The organism is Pseudomonas corni, assembly GCF_057128765.1.
The window spans coordinates 475,425-496,963 of sequence record NZ_JBSKHW010000001.1; the positions used below are offsets into that span (position 1 = coordinate 475,425).

Annotated in this window: 19 protein-coding genes; 8 read left to right on the forward strand and 11 right to left on the reverse strand. The window is 58.0% G+C overall.

Annotation, left to right across the window (positions count from 1 at the left end):
• Window positions 1-123 precede the first annotated feature (123 nt).
• Together hrpA and ACWKV9_RS02095 are read left to right on the forward strand one after the other, a co-directional pair.
• Window positions 124-4,035 (forward strand): ATP-dependent RNA helicase HrpA, encoded by a 3,912-nt coding sequence (gene hrpA, locus ACWKV9_RS02090; RefSeq protein WP_483834423.1) that lies wholly within the window; start codon window positions 124-126, stop codon window positions 4,033-4,035.
• 298 nt (window positions 4,036-4,333) lie between these two features.
• Window positions 4,334-5,455 carry a beta-ketoacyl-ACP synthase III gene (locus ACWKV9_RS02095; RefSeq protein ID WP_483834424.1) on the forward strand — a complete coding sequence of 374 codons (1,122 nt, stop codon included), beginning with the start codon at window positions 4,334-4,336 and terminating at the stop codon, window positions 5,453-5,455.
• Between the two features lie 266 nt (window positions 5,456-5,721).
• On the opposite strand, the gene ACWKV9_RS02100 is transcribed toward ACWKV9_RS02095, so the two are convergent.
• The gene (locus ACWKV9_RS02100; RefSeq protein ID WP_483834425.1) at window positions 5,722-7,002 is read right to left on the reverse strand and encodes a putative porin; all 1,281 of its coding nucleotides are present in this window, start codon (window positions 7,000-7,002) and stop codon (window positions 5,722-5,724) included.
• Between the two features lie 274 nt (window positions 7,003-7,276).
• Here ACWKV9_RS02100 and ACWKV9_RS02105 point away from each other — a divergent pair, with 274 nt between their 5' ends.
• Window positions 7,277-8,401 carry a GNAT family N-acetyltransferase gene (locus tag ACWKV9_RS02105; RefSeq protein ID WP_483834426.1) on the forward strand — a complete coding sequence of 375 codons (1,125 nt, stop codon included), beginning with the start codon at window positions 7,277-7,279 and terminating at the stop codon, window positions 8,399-8,401.
• 382 nt (window positions 8,402-8,783) lie between these two features.
• Here the strand turns inward: ACWKV9_RS02105 and ACWKV9_RS02110 are convergent, their stop codons facing one another.
• From ACWKV9_RS02110 to ACWKV9_RS02125, 4 genes are all read right to left on the reverse strand, one after another.
• Window positions 8,784-10,616 carry an ABC transporter ATP-binding protein gene (locus tag ACWKV9_RS02110; protein WP_483834427.1) on the reverse strand — a complete coding sequence of 611 codons (1,833 nt, stop codon included), beginning with the start codon at window positions 10,614-10,616 and terminating at the stop codon, window positions 8,784-8,786.
• A gap of 120 nt (window positions 10,617-10,736) precedes the next feature.
• Window positions 10,737-11,294 carry a peptidylprolyl isomerase gene (locus tag ACWKV9_RS02115; protein WP_483834428.1) on the reverse strand — a complete coding sequence of 186 codons (558 nt, stop codon included), beginning with the start codon at window positions 11,292-11,294 and terminating at the stop codon, window positions 10,737-10,739.
• Between the two features lie 98 nt (window positions 11,295-11,392).
• Window positions 11,393-12,181, reverse strand: coding sequence for an alpha/beta fold hydrolase (locus ACWKV9_RS02120; protein WP_483834429.1), 789 nt, complete (start codon window positions 12,179-12,181; stop codon window positions 11,393-11,395).
• A gap of 139 nt (window positions 12,182-12,320) precedes the next feature.
• On the reverse strand, window positions 12,321-13,244 hold the full coding sequence (locus tag ACWKV9_RS02125; protein WP_483834430.1) for a LysR family transcriptional regulator: 924 nt from the start codon (window positions 13,242-13,244) through the stop codon (window positions 12,321-12,323).
• A 49-nt stretch (window positions 13,245-13,293) separates the two neighbouring features.
• On the opposite strand from ACWKV9_RS02125, the gene ACWKV9_RS02130 reads away from it, so the two are divergent.
• The 3 genes from ACWKV9_RS02130 (at window position 13,294) to ACWKV9_RS02140 (ending at window position 14,738) form a co-directional block, all read left to right on the forward strand.
• Entirely contained in the window at window positions 13,294-13,608 is a 315-nt protein-coding gene (locus ACWKV9_RS02130) for a 3-phosphoglycerate kinase (protein ID WP_483834431.1), read from the forward strand.
• A gap of 578 nt (window positions 13,609-14,186) precedes the next feature.
• Window positions 14,187-14,420: a hypothetical protein gene (locus ACWKV9_RS02135; RefSeq protein WP_483834432.1), complete on the forward strand. Its 234-nt coding sequence runs from the start codon at window positions 14,187-14,189 to the stop codon at window positions 14,418-14,420.
• A gap of 54 nt (window positions 14,421-14,474) precedes the next feature.
• Entirely contained in the window at window positions 14,475-14,738 is a 264-nt protein-coding gene (locus ACWKV9_RS02140; RefSeq protein ID WP_483834433.1) for a hypothetical protein, read from the forward strand.
• A gap of 106 nt (window positions 14,739-14,844) precedes the next feature.
• On the opposite strand, the gene ACWKV9_RS02145 is transcribed toward ACWKV9_RS02140, so the two are convergent.
• Window positions 14,845-16,107, reverse strand: coding sequence for a mechanosensitive ion channel family protein (locus tag ACWKV9_RS02145; protein ID WP_483834434.1), 1,263 nt, complete (start codon window positions 16,105-16,107; stop codon window positions 14,845-14,847).
• A 181-nt stretch (window positions 16,108-16,288) separates the two neighbouring features.
• On the opposite strand from ACWKV9_RS02145, the gene ACWKV9_RS02150 reads away from it, so the two are divergent.
• Entirely contained in the window at window positions 16,289-17,629 is a 1,341-nt protein-coding gene (locus tag ACWKV9_RS02150) for a DEAD/DEAH box helicase (protein WP_483834435.1), read from the forward strand.
• Window positions 17,630-17,765: 136 nt separating this feature from the next.
• Here the strand turns inward: ACWKV9_RS02150 and ACWKV9_RS02155 are convergent, their stop codons facing one another.
• Complete coding sequence (locus tag ACWKV9_RS02155) at window positions 17,766-18,041, reverse strand: hypothetical protein (RefSeq protein ID WP_483834436.1); 276 nt, start codon at window positions 18,039-18,041, stop codon at window positions 17,766-17,768.
• Between the two features lie 180 nt (window positions 18,042-18,221).
• Between ACWKV9_RS02155 and ACWKV9_RS02160 the strand changes: the two genes are divergently transcribed.
• Window positions 18,222-18,629 (forward strand): transcriptional regulator, encoded by a 408-nt coding sequence (locus ACWKV9_RS02160; protein WP_483834437.1) that lies wholly within the window; start codon window positions 18,222-18,224, stop codon window positions 18,627-18,629.
• A 115-nt stretch (window positions 18,630-18,744) separates the two neighbouring features.
• Here ACWKV9_RS02160 and ACWKV9_RS02165 read toward each other — a convergent pair whose 3' ends face one another.
• The 4 genes from ACWKV9_RS02165 to ACWKV9_RS02180 all read right to left on the reverse strand — a co-directional run bounded on the left by ACWKV9_RS02165 (window position 18,745) and on the right by ACWKV9_RS02180 (window position 21,431).
• Entirely contained in the window at window positions 18,745-19,617 is an 873-nt protein-coding gene (locus ACWKV9_RS02165) for a DUF6279 family lipoprotein (protein WP_483834438.1), read from the reverse strand.
• A 76-nt stretch (window positions 19,618-19,693) separates the two neighbouring features.
• On the reverse strand, window positions 19,694-20,422 hold the full coding sequence (locus tag ACWKV9_RS02170; protein WP_483834439.1) for a TorF family putative porin: 729 nt from the start codon (window positions 20,420-20,422) through the stop codon (window positions 19,694-19,696).
• Between the two features lie 165 nt (window positions 20,423-20,587).
• Window positions 20,588-21,067, reverse strand: coding sequence for a hypothetical protein (locus tag ACWKV9_RS02175; RefSeq protein ID WP_483834440.1), 480 nt, complete (start codon window positions 21,065-21,067; stop codon window positions 20,588-20,590).
• A 184-nt stretch (window positions 21,068-21,251) separates the two neighbouring features.
• Window positions 21,252-21,431 (reverse strand): hypothetical protein, encoded by a 180-nt coding sequence (locus tag ACWKV9_RS02180; protein ID WP_037012170.1) that lies wholly within the window; start codon window positions 21,429-21,431, stop codon window positions 21,252-21,254.
• Window positions 21,432-21,539: the final 108 nt, after the last annotated feature.

A 21,539-nucleotide genomic window follows, 5' to 3' on the forward strand; every position in this document is an offset into this window, starting at 1 on the left:
ACCTGACCCGCCGCCATCGCGGGACAAGCCACGCTCCTACAGGATCTCGCAGCGTCTACAGGGACCGTGTTAAATCTGCGACAATCCGCGCCCTGCATTTCAAATGAAGACCCTGCGCCGCTGATGACCGACGAATCGCCCTCCATCGACCAACTGCTCAAGAACCTCGACCACGCGATGATCAGTGATCGTCATCGTCTGCGTCGCCAGTTGCATGAGCTGCGCAAGAAGCCCGATGAGGCGAAGCTGGCGCAGTGGGTTGAGCGCGTTCAGGCCTCCAGCGCTCAGGTGCTGGCACGCAAAAACAGCGTCCCGACGATCCGCTACGACGACAATCTGCCGATTGCCGCCAAACGCGATGAGATCAAAGAGGCGCTGCTCAAGCATCAGGTGCTGATCATCGCCGGCGAAACAGGGTCCGGCAAAACCACCCAATTGCCGAAAATCTGCCTGGAGATCGGTCGCGGCCAGCACGGTCTCATCGGCCACACCCAACCGCGCCGAATCGCTGCGCGCAGCGTTGCCAGCCGGGTCGCGGAAGAAATCGGCACGCCCCTCGGTGCCTTGGTCGGATACCAGGTCCGTTTCGAAGACCAGAGCGACAGCAACACCCTGATCAAGCTCATGACCGACGGCATCCTGCTGGCCGAAACCCAGCACGACCGTTTTCTCGAACGCTACGACACGATCATCGTCGACGAAGCCCACGAACGCAGCCTCAACATCGACTTCCTGCTGGGCTACCTGAAAACCCTGCTGCCCCGTCGCCCGGACCTGAAAGTCATCATCACCTCGGCCACCATCGACCTTGAGCGCTTCTCCGAGCATTTCGACAAGGCGCCGATCATCGAGGTCTCGGGCCGCACGTTCCCGGTGGAAACGATCTACCGCCCGCTGACTTCGCAGCAAGACGAAGACGGCAACAGCGTCGAAGAAGACCTCACCGTCGATCAAGCGATTCTCGCGACGCTGGACGAACTGGCCGACATGGAACGCGCCGAGCGCAAATCCCCTGGCGATGTGCTGGTATTCCTGCCCGGCGAACGCGAGATTCGTGACGCCGCCGAAATGCTGCGCAAGGCACAACTCAAGCACACCGAAATTCTGCCGCTGTACGCGCGCCTTTCGCCCGCCGAGCAGCAGCGGATTTTCCAGTCCCATCCGGGCCGTCGCGTTGTACTGGCGACCAACGTGGCCGAGACTTCGCTGACCGTGCCGGGCATCCGTTACGTGATCGACACCGGCACCGCGCGCATCAGTCGCTACAGCTACCGCGCCAAAGTGCAGCGCCTGCCGATCGAGGCAATTTCCCAGGCCAGCGCCAACCAGCGCAAAGGCCGTTGCGGGCGTGTCGAGCCGGGGCTGTGCGTGCGTCTTTATAGCGAAGAGGATTTCAACGGACGCCCGGGGTTTACCGATCCGGAAATCCTGCGCACCAACCTCGCCGCCGTAATCCTGCAAATGCTGCATCTGCGCTTGGGCGAGATCACCGATTTCCCGTTTATCGAGCCACCTGACGGCAAAGCCATCAGCGACGGTTTCAACCTGTTGCAGGAGCTGTCGGCGGTCAATCGCGAGAACCAGCTCACGCCATTGGGTCGCCAGTTGGCGCGCCTGCCGGTGGACCCGCGTATGGGGCGCATGCTGCTGGAGGCGGCCAAGCAGGGCAGCTTGCAGGAAGTGCTGATCGTCGCCAGTGCGATGTCGATTCAGGACCCCCGCGAGCGTCCGCCCGAGCGGCAACAAGCGGCCGATCAAGCCCACGCGCAGTGGAAGGATCAGGACTCGGATTTCGCCGGACTGGTCAATCTATGGCGCGGTTTCGAGGAGCAGCGTCAAGCGCTGACCGCGAGCCCGCTGCGTAACTGGTGCCGTCGCAACTTCCTTAATTACTTGCGGCTGCGCGAGTGGCGCGACTCCCACCGCCAGCTGAGCCTGATCTGCCGGGACCTGCAACTGACGGTGAACAAAGAACCGGCCGACTTCCCCAAATTGCACAAAGCGGTGCTGTCCGGCCTGCTGAGCCAGATCGGGCAGAAAGCCGAAGAAGGCGATTATCTGGGCGCCCGTCAACGGCGCTTCTGGGTTCACCCGTCATCGGGGCTGGGTCGCAAGCGTCCACAATGGCTGATGGCCGCCGAGCTGGTTGAGACCACCAAGCTCTACGCGCGCATGGTGGCGAAGATCGAGCCGGACTGGATCGAGCCGTTGGCCGGGCACTTGATCAAGAAAAACCATTTCGAGCCCCATTGGGAGAAGAAGCGCGGACAGGTCGTGGCGTTCGAGCAGATCACGCTGTTCGGGCTGATCGTGGTGGGTCGGCGCCCGGTGCATTTCGGGCCGATCGATCCGGTGGTGTCCCGGGAGTTTTTCATTCGCGAAGGGCTGGTGCGAGGCGAGATTCTGTCCCGCGCCAAATGCCTGACCGCCAACGCCAAATTGCTGGAAGAACTCGACGAGCTGGAGGCCAAGGCCCGCCGTCGCGACATACTGGCGGACGAAGAAACCCTGTTCCGTTTCTACGACGAGCGCCTGCCCGCGGAGATCCACCAGACCGCAACGTTCGACAGTTGGTACAAGACCGAAAGTCATAAAAACCCGCAGCTGTTGATCATGCGCGAAGAAGACGTGCTGGCCCGCGAAGCCAGCGAAGTCACCGCCAATCAGTACCCGGACACCTTGCGGCTGGGCGACTTGACCCTGTCGTTGACCTATCACTTCGAACCGAACCATGCGCGCGACGGCGTGACGGTGCGCGTGCCGGCGCCGCTGTTGCTGTCGCTGCCTGCCGAGCGTCTGGAATGGCTGGTGCCGGGGCTGCTGGAAACCAAATGCATTGCCTTGGTGCGTGAACTGCCCAAAGCCCTGCGCAAGAATTTCGTGCCGGTGCCGGATTTCGTTAAAGCCGCCTTGCAGCGCATGACGTTTGGCGAGGGCTCGTTGACCCAGGCGCTGGGCCGCGAGCTGCTGCGCATGACGGGTGCTCGCGTCTCCGAAGAAGCGTGGGATGAAGCGACCCGGCAGCTCGAAGGCCATCTGAAAATGAACCTGGAAATCGTCGACGGTGACGGTAAGTTTCTTGGCGAAGGTCGCGAGCTGGACGAACTGACCGCGCGCTTTGCCCAGGCCAGTCAAGCCGCGTTGGCCGTCCCGCAGACGGCGAAAAGTCAGCAGCCGGTCGAGCCAAAAGGCTTCTCGGCGGTGGCGCAGCAGACCCAGCAAAACATTGCCGGGCTGTCGATGACGGTGTATCCGGCGTTGGTCGAAGAGGGGGGCGCGGTGAAGGAGGGGCGTTTCTCCACGGCCACCGAAGCTGAGTATCAACACCGCCGCGCCTTGCAGCGCTTGCTACTGCAGCAACTGGCGGAACCGGCGAAATTCCTGCGCAGCAAACTGCCGGGGCAGACTGAGCTTGGGTTGTTGTATCGCGAGTTGGGCCGGGTGGATGCGCTGATCGAGGACATCCTGCTGGCGAGCCTGGACAGCTGCATTCTGGAAGGCGAAAGCAGTTTGCCTCGTGACGGTGCCGGATTGCTGTCGCTGGCCGAGCGCAAGCGTGGCGGGTTGACCGAACACGCCGAGCGCCTGGCGAAGCTGACCCTGGAAATCCTCAAGCTGTGGCATGGCTTGCAGAAGCGCTTCAAGGGCAAGATCGATCTGGCCCAGGCGGTGGCGCTCAACGACATCAAATCGCAGCTGAGCAAACTGGTGTATCCGGGCTTCGTGCGCGAGACCCCGGCGCAGTGGCTTAAAGAACTGCCGCGCTACCTGAAAGCCATCGAGCTGCGCCTGGAAAAACTGCCCTCGCAAGTTCAGAAGGATCGGGTCTGGAGCATCGAGTTGGCCAACCTGTGGGCGCAATACCAGGCCCGCGCTGACAAACACGCTCAGGAGGGCAAGCGCGACGATGAACTGGTGGTCTACCGTTGGTGGATGGAGGAATACCGCGTTTCGCTGTTCGGCCAGCAACTGGGCACCAAAGTGCCGATTTCGGATAAGCGACTGAGTAAGCAGTGGGCGGCGGTTGAAGGATGATCATCGGCATTTTGTAGGAGCGCGCTTGCCCGCGATTGCGGTATGTCGGCAACGCCTATGTCGGCTGAATGATTGCCTTCGCGGGCAAGCGCGCTCCTACAGACTTACCTCCCCACTAGCGCCAAATCCGGGCTGATATGGCAAACTTCGCGCCTTGATCGTCAACGCATCACGAACACTGTCCCCGCTCGATGGGGAGCTATTATTTCTGCATTGGTACTGCCGTCCCAGAAACTCGACAATGCCAATGCCTGAGCAGGTCTGTCACCTGCTGCCATCAAACAAGAGAGGAACGACCGTGTACAACGTCGTGATCAGTGGCACAGGGCTCTACACCCCGGCCAGCAGCATTTCCAACGAAGAACTGGTGCAATCTTTCAACACTTATGTCGCTCAGTTCAATGCCGAAAACGCCTCGGCCATCGAGCGCGGTGAAGTGCAGCCGCTGACCGAATCCAACGCGGCGTTCATCGAAAAAGCTTCCGGCATCAAAGCCCGCTTCGTCATGGACAAAGACGGGATTCTCGATCCCCAGCGCATGAAGCCGCGTTTGCCGGAGCGCTCCAATGATGAGTGGTCGATCCTTTGCCAGATGGGCGTCGCCGCTGCCGAGCAGGCGCTGCAACGGGCGGGCAAAACCGCCGCCGATATCGACGGCGTAATCGTGGCCTGTTCCAACCTGCAGCGGGCCTATCCTGCGATTTCCATCGAAGTGCAGTCGGCACTGGGGATTCAGGGGTTTGGCTTCGACATGAACGTGGCCTGTTCGTCGGCTACGTTCGGCATTCAAACCGCCTGCAACAGCGTGCAACTGGGACAGGCCCGAGCGTTGCTGGTGATCAGCCCCGAAATCTGCACCGCGCACCTTAATTTCCGTGACCGCGACAGCCACTTCATCTTTGGCGACGCTGCCACAGCCGTAGTAGTTGAGCGGGCTGATCTGGCGACCTCGCCGTATCAGTTCGAGATCGTCAGCACCAAGCTGCTGACCACCTTCTCCAATAACATCCGCAACAACTTCGGCTTCCTCAACCGCACCGCTGAAGAAGGCGAGGGCCAGCCCGACAAACTGTTCGTGCAGGAAGGCCGAAAGGTGTTCCGCGACGTCTGCCCTATGGTGGCGGAACTGGTTGGCACGCATTTGCAGGAGAACAGCCTGAACGTCAGCGACGTGCAACGGTTCTGGCTGCATCAGGCGAACCTCAGCATGAACCACCTGATCGTCAAGAAGCTGCTGGGCCGGGAAGCGACGGTTGAAGAAGCGCCGGTGATTCTCGATACCTACGCCAATACCAGCTCGGCAGGTTCAGTGATTGCGCTGCACAAATACCAGGACGACCTGCCAAGCGGCGCCTTGGGCGTGTTGAGTTCGTTTGGGGCGGGGTATTCGATTGGTAGCGTGATCCTGCGTAAGAAGTAAGGGACGCCGCCCTCTGTAGGAGCGCGCTTGCCCGCGATTACGGTGTGACAGGTTCATCTTTGGTGCCTGATACACCGCAATCGCGGGCAAGCGCGCTCCTACAATATGGGCGCGAACAAAAACAACCCGGCGCTGACCTGTCGAACGGATGATGGGGATCCGACAGGGCAACGGCGGGTTGCAAGGGTGTAATCACCTCAGGCAAAGGGAGCACTTGCGCCTGAGGCTTCTAACTTGTCGCTTTCAACTTGAAGCTTGCTGCTGTTTTAGAACTTGGCCAGCACGTCCAGTTGCAGCGTGTTGGCATCGGCGTCGCGCTGGCTGGCTACTGCGTAATCAGCCTTGGTCAGGAAGTAAGTAGCGCCGACCGAGAAGTTCTTGTCGATATCGTAGGAAACGCCCAGCTTGTGACCGCGCGAACCGGTGGTGCCGTTGGCGAAGTCCGAATCGGTGAAGGCGCCAACCACTGCGTTACGCTGAGTGTCGCGGTAGTTGTAGTCCAGACCGAAACCGAACACCTTGGTTTTCACGCCGGTCAACCAGCCAGTGTCTTCGTCGCTGTCTGTGGCGTTGTTGACCACGTACTGGCCATATACCGACAGTGGAACGGCCAGGCCGTTGATGTCGACTTGACCGAAGCCTTCGATCAGACGGAAACGGTTGGTGTTGTTGCCGTTGACCGACAGCGCAGCGCTGTCCTTGTCGTTCTGGTACTGGTAGATACTGCCGCCCATGGTCACTTTCAGCGCGTCGATCGGCGCGAACTTGGCACCCAACTGAGCAGCGTTCAGGCGCAGGTCGTTCTTGAACTGCGTACCGTCGCCGTCGATGTTGTCCTTGAGCGTGTAGTTACCGGCGCTACCGAACAGCTCGAAGCCCTTGGTGATCGGCAGGCTGTAAGTTGCAGCCAGACCTTCCGGGTTGATGTCGCTATCCCAGATGATGTCGCCCATGCTGACCCACGGCTGGCTCATCTTGCCGCCAATGATGTGCAGGTTCTTGATGGCATCGGGGTGGTAGTCGATGTAACCCTGGTCCAGCCACAGGTCTTTCTTGACGAAGTAGCCGTCCAGATCCTGGTTGGTCGAACGTGCGTCGTTGCTGCCGCCGGTGGCGATACGGATACCGGTGCTGACTTGTGGGTTGATCTCGGTGTAGGCACCCAGACGGGCACGAATGCGCTGACGGTCTTTGTCCTGGCTGTTGTTCTGACCATCGATCTTGATGGTTTCTTGACGGACGCGAACGTCGCCTTTGAACTGAGTCTTGGCGGCCCATGCGACTTTCTGTGCGAAGGCGTTCATCTCATCGGTCTTGCTTTGCGACGCGGCGATCTGCGTGGCCTGTTGCTGCTGAGCGACCTGTTGAGCTTGCTGATCCTTGGCAAGCTCGGTTTGCAGTTCAGCGTACTGCGTTGGGGAAATCGATCCGTTTGCCTTAAGCATGTCGAGCAATTTGGCGTCGACTGCGGCGCTGGCCGGAACGCTCATGGCCAGTAACAGACCCCCGCACAGGGCCGCCGCAGTTTTGGTGGAAGCAAGACGCATATCAATCTCCGTAGCTGAGAGGGGTGGAGGAAACCACCCTGGAAATACCGTCCGGCGGTGGACGGGATCGTCCGTTGTTTAGAACCGGACGCTCTAAAAACTGGCGCCAGTATCGCGATGGATTATTACAGTACGGTGGCAAAGTGATGCCATATCGATGACATGTGAAAAATTCGTTGAACCCGCGATCTAGAGCGCTGTCCGGGGAAATTTCATGTGCAATCCAGGCCAATGAGTGATACTCGCCAGGCAGTCGAAACGAGTGGGGGATGCGATGCCGTTACATCGATTGGAGAGTCTGTCGGCCTTGGCGCCTGCAGAGTGGGATGACCTGGTCCCGGGAGATTCGCCGTTTTTGCGGCATGCTTTTTTGAGCGCGATGGAGGACAGCGGCAGCCTCGGGCCGCGTTCCGGGTGGCGCGCCGAGCACCTGCTGCACTACGAAGGGGATCAGTTGATTGCTGCGCTGCCGGCGTATCGCAAGTGGCATTCCTACGGCGAGTACGTGTTCGATCACGGCTGGGCCGATGCCTGCCGCCGTGCGGGCATCGCTTATTACCCGAAACTCTTGGTCGCTGTGCCATTCAGCCCCGTCAGTGGGCCTCGGTTGCTGGCCCGACGTCCGGAAGACGGCCGCGATCTGCTGGCGGCGCTGCCGGGCTATGTCGAGATCGAGGAGCTGTCCAGCGTCCACGTCAACTTCACCGACCCCACCGCCGACGCGCTGCTGGCCGAGCAACCAGGCTGGTTGCAGCGCATCGGCTGTCAGTACCACTGGCAGAATCGTGGCTATCGTGATTTTCAGGACTTCCTCGACGCCCTGAGTTCACGCAAGCGCAAGCAGATGCGCAAAGAGCGCGAGCAAGTGGCGGGGCAGGGCATCGAGTTTGAATGGCTGGAAGGGCACGAACTGACCCAGGCGCAGTGGGATTTCGTTTACGCCTGTTACTCCAATACCTACGAGATTCGTGGGCAAGCGCCGTATCTGACGCGGGAGTTTTTCAGCCTGGTGGCAGAGCGCATGCCCGAATCGATTCGCGTGGTGCTCGCCAAGCAGGGCTCACGGCCTGTTGCAATGGCCTTCAGCCTGATCGGTGGTGACAGCTTTTACGGGCGCTATTGGGGCTGTCTGGCGGAGTTTGACCGGCTGCATTTCGAGACCTGTTTCTATCAGGGCATGGAATATGCGATCGACAAGGGCATCAAGCGCTTCGATGCCGGTGCTCAGGGCGAGCACAAGCTGATTCGTGGGTTTGAGCCGGTAATCACCCATTCCTGGCATTACCTCACGCACCCCGGCTTGCGTGAGGCAGTGGCGGATTTTCTCGAACAGGAAAGGGCGGGGATATTGGCGTATGCCGAAGAGGCCAGAGCCGCGTTGCCTTATCGGCAAACATAATTCTTACGGTCAGACGAGATCCACTGTGAAAGCGGACCTGTCCGCGAAGGCTGAGGTGCAGGCACTGCAAATGTACGGACTGTACCGGCCTATTCGCGGACAGGTCCGCTCCCACTGGGTCTTGCGTTTGGCACACATAACCGCAAGCGCCAAAGATCACTGTAGGAGCTGACGAGCCGCCGAAGGCTGCGATTGCCGTCTGACTGACACACCCAGATCGCAGCCTCGCGCTGCTTGTCAGCTCCTACAGGTTTTGTGCTGAGACCAAATCATCGAAAGACGCCAAGGATCACTGTAGGAGCGCGCTTGCCCGCGATTGCGTTATGTCAATCAGCCGTTAGTAACCTGACACACCTCAATCGCGGGCAAGCGCGCTCCTGCTTCAATCCACCCCGACAAACCCACCGGTCTGGTGCGCCCAGAGCCGCGCATACAAGCCTTTGTGCGCGAGCAATTGAGCATGCGTGCCGGTCTCGGCAATCTGGCCGTCCTCCAGCACCACCAGGCGATCCATCCGGGCGATGGTCGACAACCGGTGAGCGATGGCGATCACGGTTTTGCCCTGCATCAGGGTTTCCAGGCTTTCCTGGATCGCCGCTTCGACCTCTGAGTCCAGCGCCGAGGTGGCCTCGTCCATGATCAGAATCGGCGCATTCTTGAGCAGCACCCGAGTGATTGCAATCCGCTGACGCTGGCCGCCGGACAGCTTCACCCCACGCTCGCCCACATGAGCGTCCAGTCCGGTGCGGCCTTCGGAGTCGGTCAGCAGCGGAATGAATTCATCAGCCCGGGCCTTGCGCATCGCTTCCCACAGGTCCGCATCAGTCGCATCGGGTTTGCCATACAGCAAGTTGTCACGGATCGATCGGTGCAGAAGCGACGTGTCCTGCGTGATCATGCCGATGTTGGCGCGCAGACTTTCCTGAGTGACGTGGGAGATGTCCTGGCCATCGATCAGAATGTTCCCGCCCTGCACGTCATACAGCCGCAGCAGCAGGTTCACCAAAGTAGATTTGCCTGCACCTGAGGGGCCGATCAAACCGATTTTCTCGCCGGGCTTGATGTCCAGGTTCAGGCCTTCGATCACGCCCTTGCCCTTGCCATAATTGAAGTCCAGGTTCTCGAACTTGACGCCGCCGCGGTCCACTTCCAGTTTGGGCGCATCTTTGCGGTCATTGACGCCAACCGGCTGGGAAATACTTTGCAGACCGTCTTGCACCATGCCGATGTTTTCGAAGATGCCGTTGACCACCCACATGATCCAGCCGGACATGTTGACGATGCGGATCGCCAGACCCGTAGCCAGCGCAATCGCGCCCACCGAGATGAGCGACTGGGTCCACAGCCATAGCGCAAGGCCGGTGGTGGTGACGATCAGAATGCCATTGAGCGTGGTGATCACAGCGTCCATCGAGGTGATCAGCCGACCAGCCAGTTGGGTCTTCTCGGTCTGCTCGGTAATCGCTTCACGAGCGTATTGCTGTTCGGAATTGGTGTGCGCGAACAGCTTGAGAGTGGCGATGTTGGTGTAGCCATCGACGATGCGGCCCATCAGCTTGGAGCGCGCATCGGACGACACCACCGAGCGTTCTTTCACACGCGGCACGAAGTAGAACAGCGCTACGGTGTAGGCAGCGATCCACACCAGCAGCGGAATCATCAGGCGCCAGTCGGCTTCGGCAAACAACACCAGCGCGCTGATGGCGTAGATCAGCACATGCCACAGGGCGTCCACCGCCTGCACCGCTGAATCGCGCAGCGAGTTGCCGGTCTGCATGATGCGTTGAGCGATGCGCCCGGCGAAGTCGTTCTGGAAGAAGTTCAGGCTCTGCTTGAGCACATAGCTGTGGTTCTGCCAGCGAATCATGCTGGTCATGCCGGGGGCGATGGTCTGGTGTACGAGCAAATCGTGCAGCGCGACGAAAACCGGGCGCAACACCAGCGCGACGACCACCATCCAGATCAGTTCGGCGGCATGTATTTTGAAGAAGTCGGGGTCAGGTGTGCCCTGCGCCAGGTCGATGATGCGGCTCAGGTAACTGAACAACGACACTTCGATCAGTGCGCCGATCAGCCCGACCACCAACAGTGCCGCAAAACTGGGCCATACCTGACGCAAGTAGTACACGTAAAACGACAGAACTTTGTTGGGCGGGGCGACGGTGGGGGCTTCGCGGAAGATATCGATCAGTTTTTCGAAACGGCGATAAAACATTGGTTATGACACCCACGGGCTAAGCGGGCACTCCTTGCTGAGGGACAGACTTCTGATCAGGCTGCACGAAACCGCGATCGGCTGGGCCGGTTTCGTGCAGGTATGCGTCAAGCCGGTTGCTCAGTTAACGCGCTTTGCAGATTTGATCAGGATTGGATCGATGGGCACATTCTGCATGCCGCTTTTGGTGGCGGTTTGTGAGTGAACAATGTTGTCCACCACGTCCATGCCTTTTACCACTTTGCCGAACACCGCGTAACCGAAGTCACGCACGCCGTGGTCGAGCATCGCGTTGTCGTTGGTGTTGATGAAAAACTGGCTGGTGGCAGAGTTCACGTCCGAGGTGCGCGCCATCGAGAGGGTGCCGCGTACGTTGTGCAAACCGTTTTCAGCTTCGTTCTTGATCGGGTCTTGAGTGTTTTTCTGAACCATCTGCGGGGTGAAACCGCCGCCCTGAACCATGAAGCCCGGGATCACACGGTGAAAGATAGTGCCGTTGTAGAAATTGCTGTCTACGTAACCCAGGAAGTTCTTGGTGCTGATCGGTGCCTTGTCCTGTTCCAGTTCAATCTCGATCAGGCCGAAGCTGGTATCCAGAATGACGTGAGGCGCCGGTGCGGCCATCAGGTTGGAGGCAAAAAGCACGGCGGCGGCAGAGAGAGCGATTTTTTTCAGCATGTGGCAGTAGTCCTGAAAAGTGATTTTCGACGGCAAAAACAGGTCACAAGGGAAGCACGTTTGGGGGGATTTGGACAGTGCGTCATGCCTGTTCGGTCTCAACCTTCATGCGCCGCGATGAAGGCTATCAGCGCCCGATTGAACTCATCGGGTTGATCCAGAGGCGTGGCGTGTCGGGAGTCGGCGATGACTTGCAACCGCGCATTGGGGATCAATCGGACGTAATCGGCTTTTAACTGCACCGGGGTGTAGTCCTTGTCGGCGGTCACGATCAGCGTCGGGCAAACGATTCGCGACAGGCGCTCCTGCACACCCCAGCCGACAATCGCGTCGAAGCTTGCGAGGTAGGCGCGTTTATCGTTCTGCGCCCAGCGCGTGGCTATCTTGCGACGCAGATCAGACTGCTCGGGTTTGGGAAACAGATTGTTGCCCAGGCCTTTGCCGATGGTTTCCATGCTCACCACTCGCGCCAGGGTCCAGCGTTTGGCGTATTGCCAGAAATCATTGGCTGATTTGATTTTTACTTCTGGCGCGCTGTTGACGATGGTCAGGCTTTTAAGCAGTTCCGGGCGATCGACCGCCAGTTGAAAGCCAATCATGCCGCCCATGGACAGGCCAACGTAATGGACGGGGCCCAGGTTCAGGTGTTCCAGCAGTGCTTCGATGTCGGCGCTGAACGCAGGAATGCTGTAACGCTCGCGAGGTTTGTCTGACCTGCCATGACCGCGCACATCCACGGCGATCACCCGGTAATGCGCAGACAGCGCGGGGATCTGATATTCCCAATCCTGACAGCTCGACCCCAGGCCATGCACCAGCAAAACCGGCGCGCCGTGGCCGTATTCTTCGTAGTGCAGTGAACAGCCATCGTGGTCGAAAAATGCCATGCAAGGGCGATCTCTGTAAGGGGGGTGGGGGACGCGGATTGTGGTTATCTGTAGGAGCGAACGTGTTCGCGAGGCGGTGCGCCTGATGCATCGCGGTGTTCAACTCGCCAACAAGTTGGCTCCTACAGACGGCGGATGTTCAAGCCAACTGCGGCGCCACAAACGGCACATCCAGCGGCGCGGTGTCGAAATTCTGGATCAGCTCGATGAGAATCTGCGTCGCAGGCCCCAGCGGCTTGTCTTTGCTGGAGTAAAGATAGAACAGCGGATGACGACTGCCACCTTTGTCCAGCGGCAGAATCTTCAGTACGCCCTCCTTGAGTTCACGCTCGATCAGGTGCCTTGGCAGCCAGGCAAAGCCAAGTCCATTGCTGACGAACGTTGCGGCAGTGGCCAGGCTGCCCACGGTCCAGCGCTGTTCGGCGCCGAGCCAACCGACATCCCTGGGCTGACTGCGCCCCGAATCGCGAATCACCACTTGCAGTTGGCTTTCCAGATCCTGGAAATTGAGCTCACGGTGCATCTGGTGCAGTGCGTGTTGGGGGTGAGCCACGGCGACAAACTCGACAGCGCTCATTTCGGTGCCCAGATAACCGGGAATGCTGAACCCGCTGATCGCCAGGTCTGCAACGCCTTCGAGCAGTACTTCTTCCACTCCGGACAAAACCTCTTCACGCAACCGCACGCGGCAGCCTCGGCTTTGCGGCATGAAAGCCGTCAGCGCACGCACCAGCCGCGCATTGGGATACGCCGCATCGACCACTAGCCGAACTTCGGCTTCCCAGCCTTGTTCCATGTGATGCGCCAGATCTTCCAACTGGCTGGCCTGCTTCACCAGTTGCCGCGAACGCCGCAGCAGCACGCCCCCTGCCTCGGTGAGCACGGCCTTGCGCCCATCAATGCGCAGCAACGGCACGCCCAGTTGATCCTGCATCCGGGCGACGGTGTAACTCACTGATGACTGCGAACGGTGCAGCGCTTCGGCGGCCTGGGCAAATCCACCATGATCGACCACGGCTTGCAATGTTCGCCATTGATCAAGGGTCACGCGGGGCGCTTTCATCTTTCGCTCCTGTTGTCCTAAGCTGGCATCCCTGACTGGAGACTGCCGCATGAAAAAAATCTGTTGTGTGCTGCTAGCGATGCTGCCTTTGAGCGCGTTTGCGTACCCCATTGATGTGGACAAGGATCTCAACGGCGTACAGATCGACTACAACACCCACGACACGACGTACGACATCGGCAACATCACCCTGAACAATTACGGCGCTGTCCCGGCAAAATGTAGCGTTGTTTTCCGCAATGGCCCCGAGGCACCGCGCACGCGCCGAGTGCAGGTCGCCGCTAAAAGCAGCGTGGACGTCACCGCCAAATTCAACCGGGAAATCATCAAGTTGTACATCACGCTCAAGTGCGAGCCCCAGTGACGTTGACCCATCGCAAGGGAGCGTACTGCGCCCTTGCAGATAAAACAATTTCTTAGATGGTTAGCAGCAGGTTTTAAGGCTTTTTAATCGATATCGTCACGTTTACTCTCCGCTCCTCTTATATGGCTGCGGCCAAGCGCCACTGATCAATCGAGGGCTTCGTTAATCCCCGGTTAATCGGCCCGGTTCATCCTGCCCCTGTTCATCGACTCTCCCTTTGGCATCTGAAAGCTCCTGGATGCGTTGCCCGATAGACCCGCTTGCGTGAGGTCATCGGGCTTTTTTATGCCTGCGGTTTACCCGTTGTCCGTTCTGCCTGTAGGAGCGAATTCAGTCGCGAGAGGCCATTTCGCCCATGACGAACTCGCTGATCGAGCCCGTTTTTCGCGAATAAATTCGCTCCTACAGAGTGGTATTGGATTCCGGATATCTCAAAACACGCGGGCTAGAGGCGCCCACGCCTGATATCAGTGGCATCGATAATGACGATTCATCAGAGTGGTTTCTCAATAGTGGGCCCAGCCCATAAAGTTGCTCCAACGAAACGAATTAACCCTAACTTCTCGGAGCAACAGATCATGAAAACTTCCATCGCATTTGGCTTCGCACTTTCTGTTTTGGCTTCTACTGCAGTATTCGCCAGCCCTGAAAAAACTTACACCCGCGCCATCGTTGACACTTCAAGTGCCACCGTCATCGATAGCAAAGTTGCTGCAAAAGACAGCGTCAAGCCTTTCGACAGCAAATCGTCCAGCACAGTAATCGTCGCTGAAAACCGCAAAGAATTCGGTTCGAGCTATCAGCGCTACTGAGTCATCCACAACTTTTTAAATCGCTTACTACTTTCGCTAATTGGAGAATCCATCATGAAACTTTCAATCGTTGCAGGCTTTGCGTTGACCGTTCTGGCCACCACCTCCGTGTTCGCCAGCCCACAAACCACCACTGCTCCAGGTCAGCCGGTTGTACTGGAAAGCACTTACGTTCATGCCGTCGCTGCTGCTAACAGCACCGATGACATCAACGCCGACAACCAAAACGGCGCCCAACCTTTCGCCAGCAAGTCGTCCAGCACCGTTATCGTTGCTGACAACCGCAGAGAGTTTGGTTCGACTTATCAGCGCTACTGAGTAAAGTTTTGCGCTACAGCAGTTCAAAAGCCCGACGGACGTCGGGCTTTTTGTTGTGTGGAATAAAATGATCAGCGCCTGTTCGACGCCGTAAGTTTGCCGACTGTTAAATTGTCGAAACCCGGGCCAACCCCGCTCGCAAATCCGTACCACTCGGTTGTTGGTAAAGACTCAAGCCGAACTCCGGCAATACCGCTAACAAGTAATCGAATATATCGCCCTGTACTCGTTCGTATTCTCCCCAGGCGGTGGTGCGGGTGAAGCAATAGATTTCCAGCGGCACGCCTTGCGCCGTAGTTTCCATTTGCCGAACCATGCACGTCATGTCGGGGTGGATGTCGGGGTGTGAGTTCAGATAGGCCAGTGCGTAGGCACGGAAGGTCCCCAGGTTGGTCATGCGGCGACGATTGGCCGAGACCTGCGCGACGTTGCCCTGAGCTTCATTCCAGGCGCTGAGCTCGGCTTTTTTACGGCCGATGTAATCCGTCAGCAGATGCACCTGGGTCAGGGTTTGCTCTTCTTCGTCGGTCATGAAGCGCACCCCGCTGGCATCGATGAACAGGCTGCGCTTGATACGTCGGCCGCCTGCCTGCTGCATGCCGCGCCAGTTCTTGAACGATTCGGACATCAACCGCCACGTGGGGATCGAGACGATGGTTTTATCGAAGTTCTGAATTTTGACCGTGTGCAGTGTGATGTCCACCACGTCGCCGTCGGCGCCCACTTGCGGCATCTCGATCCAGTCACCGACCCGCAGCATGTCGTTGCTGGTGAGTTGGACGCTGGCCACGAATGACAGCAGCGTGTCTTTGTAGACCAACAGAATCACCGCCGACATGGCGCCGAGCCCGGACAGCAGCAATAGCGGCGAGCGATCGATCAGCGTTGCGACGATGATGATCGAGGCAAAGATGTACAAAATCATCTTTGCCAGTTGCACGTAGCCCTTGATCGAGCGGGTGCGGGCGTGATCGGTGCGCGCGTAGATATCCAGCAGTGCGTTGAGCAGTGCGCCGACGGTTAGCATCAGGAACAGAATGGTGAAGGCCAGCGCGATATTGCCCAGCACCTGGCTGGTGGTTGTGCTGAGGTTCGGCACCAGTATCAGCCCGAACTGGATGATCAGCGACGGCACCGTTTGCGCGAGACGATGAAACACCTTGTTGTGCAGAAAGTCATTGAGCCAGAACAGAGCGGGTTGTCTGCCCAGCATCTTCACGGCGTAGAGGATAACGAACCGAGCCAGGCGGCCCAGCACCAACGCGGCGATCAACAGCACGGCGAGGCCGATACTGGTGCGCAGCAGCGGTTGTTGTTCAAGCAGCCCCCAGAACGCCTGAACCCGAAGCCAAAGTGATTGAGTGTCCATTTGGTACACATCTCCTGTCTGAAAAAAACGGGGCGCGATTAGAGCATTGTTGTGAGGCCTGGGGCGGCTGATGGCAAATCCAGTAACAAAAAGGGGCGTTTGAGGTAAAGAAACTCGGCCTCGACCTCCGAAACCGGTACCCTATGCGACTGTTTTTTTGCATTTCGCCGAGGTAACACCCGTGTTCTCCCAATTCGCCCTGCACGAACGCCTGCTAAAAGCTGTGGCCGAACTCAATTTCGTCGAGCCAACGCCTGTGCAAACAGCGGCTATTCCGCTGGCGCTCGAAGGGCATGATCTGCGGGTCACGGCGCAAACCGGCAGCGGCAAGACAGCTGCGTTTGTATTGCCAATGCTCAATCGTTTGATGGGCCCGGCGAAGGTTCGCGTCGATATCCGCGCCGTGATCCTGTTGCCAACTCGTGAACTGGCGCAGCAGACGCTCAAAGAAGTCGAGCGCTTTTCTCAATTCACGTTCATCAAGGCCGGCTTGATCACTGGCGGCGAGGACTTCAAGGTCCAGGCCGCAATGCTACGCAAGGTGCCTGACATCCTGATCGGCACGCCGGGTCGTTTGCTCGAACAATTGAACGCCGGCAACCTGGACCTCAAGCACGTTGAACTGCTGGTCCTCGACGAAGCCGACCGCATGCTCGACATGGGTTTTGCCGAAGACGTCGAGCGTCTGGCCGGAGAGTGCGCCAATCGTCAGCAAACCATGCTCTTCTCGGCCACCACCGGTGGTTCGGGTCTGCGCGAAATGATCGGCAAAGTGCTCAAGGATCCACAGCACTTGCAGGTCAACAGCGTCAGTGAACTGGCCGCAGGTACGCGTCAGCAGATCGTGACCGCTGACCATAACGTTCACAAAGAACAAATCCTCAATTGGCTGCTGGCCAACGAGAAGTACCAGAAAGCCATCATCTTCACCAACACCCGCGCCATGGCCGACCGTCTATATGGACGACTGGTCGCGCTGGAGTACAAGGCGTTTGTACTGCACGGCGACAAGGATCAGAAAGACCGCAAGCTGGCGATCGATCGTCTGAAGCAGGGCGGGGTGAAGATTCTGGTTGCTACTGATGTGGCAGCACGCGGTCTGGACGTTGACGGCCTGGACATGGTCATCAACTTCGACATGCCGCGCAGTGGCGATGACTACGTTCACCGCATCGGGCGCACCGGTCGTGCAGGCGGCGAAGGGCTGGCAATTTCCTTGATCTGCCACGGCGACTGGAACCTTATGTCCAGCGTCGAGCGTTACCTGAAGCAAAGCTTCGAGCGTCGTGTGATCAAGGAAGTCAAAGGCACCTACGGCGGACCGAAGAAGGTCAAGGCGTCGGGCAAGGCTGTTGGCGTGAAAAAGAAGAAAACCGACGGCAAAGGCGACAAGAAGAAAGTTGCCGCCAAGGGCCCGACCAAGCGTAAGTCGCAGAATCGCCCCAAGCCTGATTCGCTGGTGAGCAGCGATGGCATGGCGCCGTTGAAGAAGCGTAAGACCGAAGCGCCTGCTGCGGAGTAAATTGGATAGTCCACACGTGGGAGCGGACCCGTCCGCGAAGGCAATGGCTCAGCCGATAGGTATTTGTCGGGTGTGCCAACGCCTTCGCGGACAGGTCCGCTCCCACGGTTTTAGCGTTCCCAATTAAAGCGTCGAACTAACCTTCAGCCTTTTTTGCCGCCTCATCCATCTCTTTCAATCGCTGATCAATCAACTGGCACTTGTCCGGTACATCCTTGCTGGCGGTCTCCAGTTGCATGTCTTTAATCTCTTGATTCAACTCTTTGGCTTTCGCCGGGTTCTGCTGGGTCAGCTTCTGGACTTCTCGCGCCAGTTGTTCGCGTTTTGCCTGGGCTTCTTCAGGTGTACATGCCCAGACCGGCATTGCGGTTAGTAGTGCCAACGCTGCGGTCAAGCTCATCAGGGATTTCATGACAGCCTCTGTTTCTGTTGCGGGCTTATAAAGTGGAGCCGGATGCCGCCGGAAAAGTTCACCCCGACCGCCCGGCCCTCTGCGCTGAACGGCCAGCGCGCCGCTGGGTCACAACTCTAGAGCCACACAAACCCGATGACCGGATGTCACGGGTCATTTATCCCTGCTGGAGGTTGAAAAATGTCTAACAAATACGACTGGGATCTGATCGAGCGCCTGTTGCATGAAGTACAAAACAGCGCCGATGACAGCTTCAAGCCACGCAAATACGCTGAAGAGCACGCAGCTGCCAAAGCCGCTGACGGCGAAGATGTCGGCAATCTCGATACGCTGAAAATGGAAGCGGCCAATTACGAAGCGCTGCTGTTCAGAAATGGTTTTATTGAATCTCGCCCGGAAGAAGAGGGCGGGAACGGCGAGAACTTCGTCCTGACTCCACGGGGCGCCAGTCTGCTCGCGATGATCGACAGCAGCATCCCCGGCGAAAACCATCCACGCCATGTGCTGGACGATCAGGACGACGCTCTTGAGCCCGAAACTTTCGACGAAGTAGCGTCCAAGGCCCAGATCGCTGGCGGCTCGATTTAAGCTTTAAACAGAGCGCGGCCCCTGTAGGAGCGAACTTGTTCGCGAGCAATTTCGCCTTTGAAAACCCAGCTCGCGAACAAGTTCGCTCCTACAGACTCACGTTCGCTCCTACGCATTAAAGCGCCGCTTTGGCAGCCTTCAAACAGCTGAGATCCGTGAAGTCCTTCCGGGTATCGGCGATTTTCTGCAACAGCTTTTGCTGCTGATCCGGTGTGCTCTCGGCCACCAGATCGACCAGCAACGAGATCGCGGCCTGCTCGGTTCGGTCATACGCTTTGCGGTATTCAGGCGTCCAGAACGTCTCGCGGTCCTGCAACAGCTTGGCAATTTTGCCGTCGAAGTCGTTGGCTTGACGCTGTTTAACGGTATTGAGTAGCTGGGCCTGCCAATGTGCCCGGTTGTCGATCCATAGTCGGTTTTGCTCACCCAGAGAAGTTGACCATTGCTTGACGCGCGTCAGCTGGGCCGGGTTCAGCTTGCCGATCCATGGATTCAAGCGTTTTTCCATGCGTTGGGTTCGGTCTTTGATCTGCTCATTCAATGGCTGATTGACGAACTCATCTTCGTGTTTGCGCAGGTCCTTGGCGAACGCATCCTGCATCTCCGCTACCTGCTTATCGTCCAGCTGCTTGAGTAGCTCGACGGCCGACGGTGTGATTTCACGGGAGAGGGTGGCGATAGCCTGCTTGGCTTCAACGGTGCGGGCGGCCAATTCCGATTGATTGACTTGATGGGTTTCGACCATGTCTTGCAAACGGTCGAGCCAAGCCACGTATTCGGGAATTTGCGTTGTGCAGTGCCAGCTGAGGTGCTCTTTGAGGCGCTCGTTCAGCCAGTCTTTTTGGGTGGTATTCATGTCCAGATAGTCGCTGAGCGACCACGGGATGATCACATCCAGATTACGGTACGCCAGGCCAACACGGCTGCATCCGGTTACGAGCATCAAGGCAAACAGCAGGGAAATACAGACTTTGACCGTGTGGCGCATGACGGATCCTTGCTCGTTTGACTTCTCGTATAGAGCAGAGGATGTCACGCCGGTTCAGCGCATTTTGATCGGACCGTCAGAAAAACGATCGCACGACCTTCAATGTGACGGTGCTTTCGCAATAAGCGTTGTGCCCGCTGTAGGCGCCGCAGTCGGCACCGGTCAGGCTTGAGCCGCTGTACATCAGGTTCATGTCCATGCCCATCAACGGGCGCGAAACGTTGAACGACCAATCGTTGTAAGCGTTGACCAGGCCACCACCGTCGATAGCGGCAGGGGTGTCGAGCTGATGATTGCCGTATTGCATGCGCAAATCCAGGCCAAGCGGCACGATGCCGCCCAAGTCCAGAAACAGCGTGCTGTCCTGACGTCCGGCGTCGTTGCTGAAGGCGGTGCCGATGCGGCTATCAAATATCCGGAAGCCTGCATACAGCTCATGACTGTCGAGCTGCGCGGTATTAGGGTAGCTGTAACGGATAACGCCCAGTTCGTAACCGAGGGTTTTGTCGAAGGGCTTTTTGAACCCCGCGTACGAGTCGACTTCGAGGACACTGTCCGGGGCGATGCCGGCATTGGGCGACCACTGGCCGAAATAGAACCCGCTGTTGTGAGTCAGGTCCAGGCCACCGTGGAAAGCCGAGTCGCCGCCCGTTGGCGTGACCAGCCCCTGCGCCATGGTGCGGCTGGGCGTGGTGCCGAGCTTGAGGCTGAAATCGCCGAGATCTCGCTCAATAACCTGAGCTGCAGCGGTCTGACAGACAAGCAATGTGCTGGCAAACAGCAGGTAATAGCGAGCATAAGGCATGCATCACTCCTTGGATTTAGCAGGAGGAATGAAATCGATGGTGTCAAATCGATATGGCCTGAAAGCCTGATAAGAACCGCGAGCTAGAGCCTCGCCAGCATACCGGTCAATGACCGGCGAAATCGACCACTGGTCGATTCACAGCGAAAAATATGAACTTCGCTTTCAGTTGGCAGGGGAAACGAGGTTATTCACCACGATCAGCGCTTGTGGAAAAGAGGGATATCCGCTCTTGGCAACGTCCAACTCGTCGTACTGCTTGCGGTATGCACGCGCCTTTTCCTGATCATGCATACCCGTGAGTTGAGCCAGCAGGGCGATGGCGAGTGGATAATGGTGATCAGCCGATTTCTGCAACAGCGTCATGATCTTGCCGTCATCGCCTTGTTGGCGAATCAGCAGAACTCCCTGATAAAACCCGGCTTCGCCAGAGGTGTCGTCTTTGGCGGCTCGCTCCAGCAGTGCGTCGGCCAGCTCGTAGTTTTCCTGGCGTCTTTCGCTGATCAGCACCTTGGCCTGGATCATGTCGTTTTGGTAGAGAAGGTGTTCAGCACGGCAGGGACTGCCTTGCACCGTGGTGTCGCAGCCATGCGTTGCGCAGCCGCCCAGACAAAGTACTGCACCGAAAAATATCCATTTCTTCATTTTGGATTCCGCAGAGGAGTCTGGTCTCAGGGTTTTGCGTAGCGATCAGAGTGGCTGGTCAATGACGGCCAATTGGTGGCGTCTGACGAGACAGTAAAGCAGAGCTTTGTTGGAGCGGGGATCGATGGCCCTGGCGCTTTGTGTTCAAAGCGCCCAGAGATCGACAACTGATGCGGGGGGAAATTTACTTTTTGCCGAGGGAGATTTGTTTCGATGGGCCGAAGGTCTGGCCGCTGACGCCTTTTGCGATTTGCTGGATCTCGCCGCCGGATTTCAGGAAAGCCGCGATTTGCGCGTTGATCGAGTCGCTTGTTTCAACGGCTGGAGCTGGCTTGGCTTTCGAGTTGGATGCTTTTACACGCATGGCTGCTATTAACCTATATAAAATTAATACGGCCGGCCATTCTATCCGAACCGCCCGGCAATTGCTTGGCAAATATGGGAGTGAATGAAAGCCCGGTTTAACCGCAAA

Coding starts and splice junctions, on each gene's coding strand:
- hrpA (WP_483834423.1), top strand. CDS start 124: ATGACCGACGAATCGCCCTCCATCGACCAACTGCTCAAGAACCTCGAC.
- ACWKV9_RS02100 (WP_483834425.1), bottom strand. CDS start 7,002: ATGCGTCTTGCTTCCACCAAAACTGCGGCGGCCCTGTGCGGGGGTCTG.
- ACWKV9_RS02105 (WP_483834426.1), top strand. CDS start 7,277: ATGCCGTTACATCGATTGGAGAGTCTGTCGGCCTTGGCGCCTGCAGAG.
- ACWKV9_RS02110 (WP_483834427.1), bottom strand. CDS start 10,616: ATGTTTTATCGCCGTTTCGAAAAACTGATCGATATCTTCCGCGAAGCC.
- ACWKV9_RS02115 (WP_483834428.1), bottom strand. CDS start 11,294: ATGCTGAAAAAAATCGCTCTCTCTGCCGCCGCCGTGCTTTTTGCCTCC.
- ACWKV9_RS02120 (WP_483834429.1), bottom strand. CDS start 12,181: ATGGCATTTTTCGACCACGATGGCTGTTCACTGCACTACGAAGAATAC.
- ACWKV9_RS02125 (WP_483834430.1), bottom strand. CDS start 13,244: ATGAAAGCGCCCCGCGTGACCCTTGATCAATGGCGAACATTGCAAGCC.
- ACWKV9_RS02130 (WP_483834431.1), top strand. CDS start 13,294: ATGAAAAAAATCTGTTGTGTGCTGCTAGCGATGCTGCCTTTGAGCGCG.
- ACWKV9_RS02135 (WP_483834432.1), top strand. CDS start 14,187: ATGAAAACTTCCATCGCATTTGGCTTCGCACTTTCTGTTTTGGCTTCT.
- ACWKV9_RS02140 (WP_483834433.1), top strand. CDS start 14,475: ATGAAACTTTCAATCGTTGCAGGCTTTGCGTTGACCGTTCTGGCCACC.
- ACWKV9_RS02145 (WP_483834434.1), bottom strand. CDS start 16,107: ATGGACACTCAATCACTTTGGCTTCGGGTTCAGGCGTTCTGGGGGCTG.
- ACWKV9_RS02155 (WP_483834436.1), bottom strand. CDS start 18,041: ATGAAATCCCTGATGAGCTTGACCGCAGCGTTGGCACTACTAACCGCA.
- ACWKV9_RS02160 (WP_483834437.1), top strand. CDS start 18,222: ATGTCTAACAAATACGACTGGGATCTGATCGAGCGCCTGTTGCATGAA.
- ACWKV9_RS02165 (WP_483834438.1), bottom strand. CDS start 19,617: ATGCGCCACACGGTCAAAGTCTGTATTTCCCTGCTGTTTGCCTTGATG.
- ACWKV9_RS02170 (WP_483834439.1), bottom strand. CDS start 20,422: ATGCCTTATGCTCGCTATTACCTGCTGTTTGCCAGCACATTGCTTGTC.
- ACWKV9_RS02175 (WP_483834440.1), bottom strand. CDS start 21,067: ATGAAGAAATGGATATTTTTCGGTGCAGTACTTTGTCTGGGCGGCTGC.
- ACWKV9_RS02180 (WP_037012170.1), bottom strand. CDS start 21,431: ATGCGTGTAAAAGCATCCAACTCGAAAGCCAAGCCAGCTCCAGCCGTT.